This is a genomic window from Alloscardovia omnicolens DSM 21503, from assembly GCF_000420505.1.
GTDB classification, from domain to species: Bacteria; Actinomycetota; Actinomycetes; order Actinomycetales; family Bifidobacteriaceae; genus Alloscardovia; species Alloscardovia omnicolens.
In genome coordinates this window covers 86,048-92,978 of the sequence record NZ_ATVB01000008.1, presented here as the reverse complement: position 1 = coordinate 92,978, position 6,931 = coordinate 86,048, and the positions used below count along the sequence as shown (strand labels likewise).

Sequence of the window (6,931 nt, the reverse complement as noted above, 5' to 3'; positions counted from 1 at the left end):
GTGAAGTCGATACGCGCAACCGATATGCCAGTTTTGAAGCCATTTTTGCGCATCAAAACTGGCATAACAGGTATATTAATCGGTTAAGCAGAATGCGTGAGAGTAAGAACTCTTCGAATTTAACGCAGTGTGAAGGTTAATTGTGTCCAGTTACGCACCCGCAAACCTCGAAAACCCCCACTAAGTCAGATGAACCTCTATGGCATTTGTTTGAGCTTGTTTATGTAGATTGTTAGACTAAGTGGCTACAACGCAGGAGATTGTAATGCAGCTGCCATGTGCTTAACGGTTTCACTGGGCAACTAGCACAGGCAACCAGCACAGTCGAGTTCGAAGGCGAAGGAATATATTAAGGAATATTATGGGCGAGAAGAATCAGCATTATGCGCCAGAAATCCATTCAGCATCTACCTCAGCGTCTCCATCAACGCGTGCAGCTACGGATGCACGCAGTGCTGATCAGCCTGCCCAACAGCGCGGTCTCTCTGTTGCTGGTATTAAAACCATCGCTTTGGTATTCACTTTCTTCTCGGTTCTCGCCACCGCGATTTTCCCTACCTTGTTTGGCATAGAAAATATGGTGGGGTTAACCTTGGCTGTCGTCTCAGAAGTGCTGTCTTGGCTGGCTGTGCCTCTTATAGCATGGCTAACCGTTCAAGGCATCAAACACACACGCCATATGAACGGCTATCTTGCCCGCGTTTTTGTGCTTGCTCTGCTCAGCGAAGTGCCATACGATATGGTAACCACCGGTAAAGCATGGGATTTCAGCTCACAAAATCCGGTATGGGCAGTATTTATTATTATTTTCACCTTCGGTATGCGCGGCGAGATTATGAAAAATGTTTCCGCGAAAACAGGCAAAGTATTTTCGAAGCATTCGCGCAATACCCTCGTATTAGATACTGTTATTTTTGTGCTCGCTGCTATGTGGATGCTGATGCTTCGCGTGGGCATTCGTCAGCAGTTAGTTCCGTTGGGACTGATTATGCTCGTTTTCGCTTATATTTATTACTTCCTCGGTCTTAAAGAGAATACGATGATGCTCTTATCGGGAATTTTCGGCGCGATGTGCGTGATTACTCCAGGTATTGGCGCTGTTGTTTTGCATTACCGCAATGACTACAAAATGGGATATAGCCGCGATAATCGCGTAGTGCAATTGGGGTGGTATGGAGCATATTTGCTTATTCTTGTTTTCGGAACGCTGTTCGTCGTTTTCTAAAGTCGTTGCGTTCTTCCTTCGCTCTGTCTGCTGTATGCCGATGTTCGAAAGATGTCGGCATACAGTATTTTGTCCATTTTATGAGATAATAAATAATGTCAAAGGTACTTCTGTAATATTTCTTGAGAACGTTCCCAAATGGCTTAAAATAATATATTTTCTTACGTTCAAAAAGCAAATCCAAAAGCTAAAGTCTTTCTATATAGTACTTTTTCTCATCATTTACTTGTTTTCGGCAAATAAAACTTGCAAACGTATGCAAAACGGATATACTCAGTTCTAGTAACAAAGAAGAAATGGGCGCGGTGCTCGCACTTGTGAACGCAGTTGTTCATTGCTTGAAGTTTGTTACCTCGATAGAGATCCGTTTTTTTGGGGGAGGTCAATGATGACGAAGTTTGCAAAGGTATTAGCTGCTGGTGCAGCTGCTGCCATGCTCTTAGGCGCAGGCGCATGTGGTGCCTCGAATTCAGGTTCTGGTTCGGATTCTAAAACAGCAACCATTACCGTATGGTCTGCTGCGGAAGATCAGGCCAAGAAGGATTCCTGGCTGCAAACTATGGAAGCTGCATTCGAAAAAGAACATCCTGAATACAAGATTACTTGGAAGAACTCGGTGGTCACGTCTGCAGATGCAGCAACCACTGTTAAGCAAGATCCAGCGGCAGCAGCAGACGTATATCAGTTTGCAAGCGATCAGCTGGGTGCTTTGGTAGATGCTCAAGCTATTGGTGAGCTGTCTGACGATGCAACCAAGCAGGTAAAAGAGCAGAACGACGAAACCTTGGTCAATTCGGTTACTGGTACCGATGGCAAGCTTTATGGTGTTCCACTCTCGGGTAACACCTGGTTTATGTACTACAACAAGTCCAAGTTCAGTGCGGACGATATTAAGTCCTTCAATACAATGCTCGAAAAGGGTAAGGTAACCTTTAATATTGCTAACTCATGGTATTTGCCATCCTTCTATGTGGGCGACGGTATGACCATCTTTGGTAAGAAGGGTACAGATGCTAAGGCTGGCATTCAACCTGGTCCACACGCTGCAGAAGTTACTGAATTCCTTACAAGCCTTATGAAGAACCCTAACTTCGTTCTCGATAATAATGCAGACAATGCTGGCTTAGCTGCAATGAAGAACGGCACTGCAGATGTCTACTTCTCTGGAACCTGGAGTGCACAGGACATGAAGGAAGCTTTGGGAGATAACTATGCAGCAGCACAGCTGCCAAGCTTCACTCTTGATTCTGGCACATACCAGATGAAGTCCTTCGCAGGCTCTACTTCTATAGCCTATAATCCTAACGCCAAGAACGCAAAGATTGCGGCTCAGTTTGCAGCATTCCTTGGTTCAACTCAGGCTCAAAAGAAGCACTATGAGATGCGTCAGATTATTCCAGCAGACAAGTCTTTGGAGAGCATGGTTGCCGATGATCCAGCTGCTAAGGCTCAGATTGACACTTTGGCTAATACTTCGATTATTCAGCCAACTCTGACAGAGATGAGCAACTTCTGGGATCCATGCGAAAACTTCGGTACTGCAATTACCACTGGTGATGTTACCGCAGCAAATGCGGCTGAAAAGACGCAGGCATGGTTCGACGCATATAAGAAGTAAATATGCTTAAAACCCCTTACAGTCATTGATGCGTTTCTCCTTCACTTTCTCACGCATCAATGACTGTGGGTGAGTTTTTATAGGCAAGATAATTTTTCTGTTATCTGATTTTCTATTATCTTGCTGGCTGTTTTTCGGAGGATGGATATTACTATGAAAAGCTCGGTTTTTGGGCGCACGTGGGTCAGTGGTGATATTTTTACCAAACTCTCCTACATTATTTTTGGCGTGGGCAATCTGGCGCGCAAGCAGATTGTTAAAGGCTTATTATTTTTAGCTTCTGAGATCGCTATTATCTCGTACTTTGTAACTACTGGCTCTACGTATCTGTCAAAAATTGGTACTTTGGGCACGGTTAAGCAGGGACGAGTAAAGGTTGATGGTTTCTGGGAATATACTGCAGGCGATAATTCTGTCGTTATTTTGCTGTACGGCGTTATGGCTATTTTCGCTGCTATTTTGTTCGTATGGCTTTCCGCTCTGTCTGCACGCAGCTCGCTCAAAGCTGAGCATGACGTTGCTGAGCGCGGACGAGCAACAACAATTCGTGAAGATTGGCATGATATTTTCGACACTCGTGCACAGATTGGTTTAATGTCTTTGCCGGTGTTGGGCGTGGTTGTTTTTACTATTTTGCCATTGGTATTTATGATTTCCATGGCTTTTACCAATTACGATAAAGACCATGCAGTGCTCTTTGATTGGGTAGGATTAAAGAACTTCGGTCTCTTCTTTGGACAGGGCAGCAAAGATGTAACGGCAAGTATGTTCTTTGATGTTTTAGTATGGACCTTGATTTGGGCGTTCTTTGCTACCTTCTTGAACTTCTTCCTCGGCATGTTTATGGCGATGATTATTAACCGCAAAACCACGAAGCTCAAGGGTTTCTGGCGTGCATGCTTCTCCATGTCGATTGCTGTGCCTCAGTTCGTATCTTTGCTGGTTATGCAGACCATGTTGCGTCAGGATGGTGCAATTAACCGCTTACTGCTTGACTCTGGCTTGATTCATCACGCCTTGCCATTCCTCACCGATACTTTGTGGGCGCGCGTTACCGTTATTGTTATTAACCTGTGGGTGGGTATTCCATATACCATTATGCAAATTACTGGTATTCTGCAAAATGTTCCAGCAGAACTTTACGAAGCTGCAGAACTGGATGGTGCAAACTGGTGGCAGCGCTACGTCAACGTGACTTTGCCATATATCTTCTTCGTTATGACGCCTTACCTTATTACCACCTTTACGGGTAATGTGAATAACTTTAATGTGATTTATCTGCTCACCGGCGGTGCTCCAACCCCTGTGGGGGCATCTGCAGGTAAAACAGATTTGCTCATTACCTGGCTGTACAAGCTCACCGTGGATAAGAATAACTACAATCTCGGCGCTGTTATTGGCATTATGACCTTTATTGTGCTTGCAGTGGTATCTCTGATTACCTACCGCAGTTCCGGTTCCTACAAGAATGAGGAGCGTTTCCTGTAATGAATACTCAAACAACGAAGCACGCAAACGATAAGATTCCATTTTGGAAGAACCAAAAGTATCGTCGCATTCTTACGGATACTATTACGCATATTTTCTTGGCGCTGATGGCGGCAATCTGGATTCTGCCTGTGGTGTGGGTGTTCCTTGAAAGCTTTAACAAGAATACGGCGGCATATCAGCCAACCTTCTTCCCAACTGAGTACACCTTCAACAACTATATTCAGTTGTTCACCGAAACAAGCGTGATGAACTTCCCTCGCATGTTTATGAACACGTTGATTATTGCAATCTTCACCTGCTTAATCTCGATGTTCTTTGTGCTGGCTGTGTCTTTCTGCATGTCACGCTTACGTTTCCGCGGGCGTAAAACCTTTATGAATATTGCCTTGATTTTAGGCATGTTCCCATCGATTATGTCGGTTATTGCCATCTACTTCATTTTGAAGGCATTTGGATTGACCAGCGGATCGTTGGTTATTATTTCCCTCATTTTGGTATACTCTGCTGGATCGGGTATGGGATTCTATGTGATGAAGGGGTATATGGATACTATTCCTATGTCGCTCGATGAAGCTGCGTACCTTGATGGCTGCACGCGCTGGCAGGTTTTCGTGAAGATCATTATTCCTATCTGCAAGCCTATGATTGTGTATCAGGCTATTGTAGGCTTCTTGGGGCCGTGGCTTGACTTCGTGCTGGCAAAGGCTATTGCCCGTACGCAAGACAACTATACGGTGGCTTTGGGGCTGTGGCAGATGCTGCAAAAGGAGTACGTGAATGAGTGGTATGCACGCTTTGCAGCTGGAGCTGTGTGCGTATCTATTCCGATTGCGATTTTGTTCATTCTGATGCAGCGCTACTACCAGCAGTCCATGTCTGGCTCTGTTAAGGGATAACCATAAGATTTCTCCTCCAGAGAAAACAGTACGGCGAGATTCTTCTTGGAATCTCGCCGTTTTACTTACAGGTTGGTTATTCTTCACGCGTCTGTGTTGTATTGAGAGTTCTGACTGTTCCGAGAGGTAACGCGTTGCACGGCATCATAACCTACGGCATGCGGATTGATAGAACCACCTTTGTAAGGAGTCTTCGGATTTTGGCGAGTGTTTCGGTTGTAGGGATGTCAGCATTGTTAGCGCTGAGTTCGTGAATCATGGAACGCTAGAGCAAGTCACGCTTCATGAACCATTCCGTCAAGCTATGAGCAAGCATGAAAGCAAACCAAAACCCCACTAAAAATCCAAAGAGGCGGTTTTCTTCGCGCAGTTGGCTATCGCTTATATCAAAAGCGCCCAGTATTTACTCCTTAGAACTGTTCTTCTTACAACGTTCCGGAGCAGGAAATTCAACTGGTTTTTGAACTACAGTCGTCACTCCTGTATCAACAACCTTCTTCTTAGCAGCAGAAGCGCCCTCCATAGCGTTATCTACTAACGGTGTGCGCAAAATCTGAGTAGACACTAAATCAGGCAATTGAATATTATCGAGCGGAACTGTAGAAGCTGTTGGCTCACCGCTATCTGGTAAAGCAGAAGCAAGATATGGCTTACCTGCCAAAGCGCGTGCAGCACTGTCATGAATAACTGAGTAAGCAGTGCGTTCTTTTGCATATAAAACAACGTTTGCTTCAATGCCGTACGCAGTAAAACTGACTAAACGCACAGTAGGAGTTGTGCCCTTGAGCGAGTAATTAAGCGTTGCGGTCTGAACTGTGCGCACAATATCGGCAACGGTGGAACGCACATCAATAGAAGGCTTTAATAAAATACGTAAAGTGGTATACGCCTCGTTTGAGCGCAAAATCTTTTCCAAGCTCGCAGTGTTGAGCACAGAGTTAGGAATCCACATTTCGTTACCGTTGCGCTCAATAACAACTGTGTGTCGCCAGGTAACATCCTTAACTGTGCCGTGAATATTGTTAATAACTACGCGGTCGCCCGGCTTAATGACGCGACCCGCCATAAGGCCGAAACCGCTGATAATGTTGGAGATAGTGTCCTGCATACCCAAGGAAATCGCCACACCACCAACTCCCAGAGCGGTAATTAAGGAATTTGCCTCAATGCCGAAAACGGGTTTAAGCACAATAATAAAAGCAATCACCCACAGGGCAGAACGGGTAACGTTAATAAATAAGCTGGCGCTAGGCAGAGGAGAACGATCAAGCAGAGCGTGCATAGCCTTTGCTACAAAATGCGAAATTAAGACAGTAACTACTATCGTGATGGCAAGAAAGATAAAACGGTCTGTTTGGTTATTTACCCAGTTTGTGAGAAATTTAATGATGCTATTCATGGTCGTCCTTGCAGTAGTGTGCGCTCTAGGGTTTAGGCTCTAGGCACGACTGTATAGCAAAGAGCGAGCAGCACAAGTTGCAGGCTAAGATTTTCACAGTGATTTCAAGACAGACACAGCGGCTGTTAGCTCACAGCGCAGTATGCTTGTCAAGCATGTCCGAGGTTTGCAAAGGTCTGCATCCTTGTGTATTATAGAGAAGTTGTTTGCTCTAGGCGCATTGTGCCTATTGGTTGTGTCTATTGGCATAGTGGTCGCAGAGCACGGAAGATGTGAGTTTTAGACTTATACAAACAGAGGAG

General features: G+C 45.0%; 5 protein-coding genes. 4 read left to right on the top strand and 1 reads right to left on the bottom strand.

Annotation, left to right across the window (positions count from 1 at the left end; genetic code table 11):
• The first annotated feature begins 361 nt into the window (after positions 1-361).
• The 4 genes from G464_RS08955 to G464_RS0104720 all read left to right on the top strand — a co-directional run bounded on the left by G464_RS08955 (position 362) and on the right by G464_RS0104720 (position 5,230).
• Positions 362-1,225 carry an ABC transporter permease gene (locus G464_RS08955; protein ID WP_022856943.1) on the top strand — a complete coding sequence of 288 codons (864 nt, stop codon included), beginning with the start codon at positions 362-364 and terminating at the stop codon, positions 1,223-1,225.
• Positions 1,226-1,613: 388 nt separating this feature from the next.
• Complete coding sequence (locus G464_RS0104730; RefSeq protein ID WP_022856942.1) at positions 1,614-2,843, top strand: extracellular solute-binding protein; 1,230 nt, start codon at positions 1,614-1,616, stop codon at positions 2,841-2,843.
• A 153-nt stretch (positions 2,844-2,996) separates the two neighbouring features.
• On the top strand, positions 2,997-4,331 hold the full coding sequence (locus G464_RS0104725) for a carbohydrate ABC transporter permease (RefSeq protein ID WP_230467071.1): 1,335 nt from the start codon (positions 2,997-2,999) through the stop codon (positions 4,329-4,331).
• Entirely contained in the window at positions 4,331-5,230 is a 900-nt protein-coding gene (locus tag G464_RS0104720) for a sugar ABC transporter permease (protein ID WP_022856941.1), read from the top strand. Before G464_RS0104725 ends, G464_RS0104720 begins: the two co-directional genes overlap by 1 nt.
• A gap of 403 nt (positions 5,231-5,633) precedes the next feature.
• Here the strand turns inward: G464_RS0104720 and G464_RS08950 are convergent, their stop codons facing one another.
• Complete coding sequence (locus tag G464_RS08950; protein ID WP_022856940.1) at positions 5,634-6,629, bottom strand: mechanosensitive ion channel family protein; 996 nt, start codon at positions 6,627-6,629, stop codon at positions 5,634-5,636.
• Positions 6,630-6,931 lie beyond the last annotated feature (302 nt).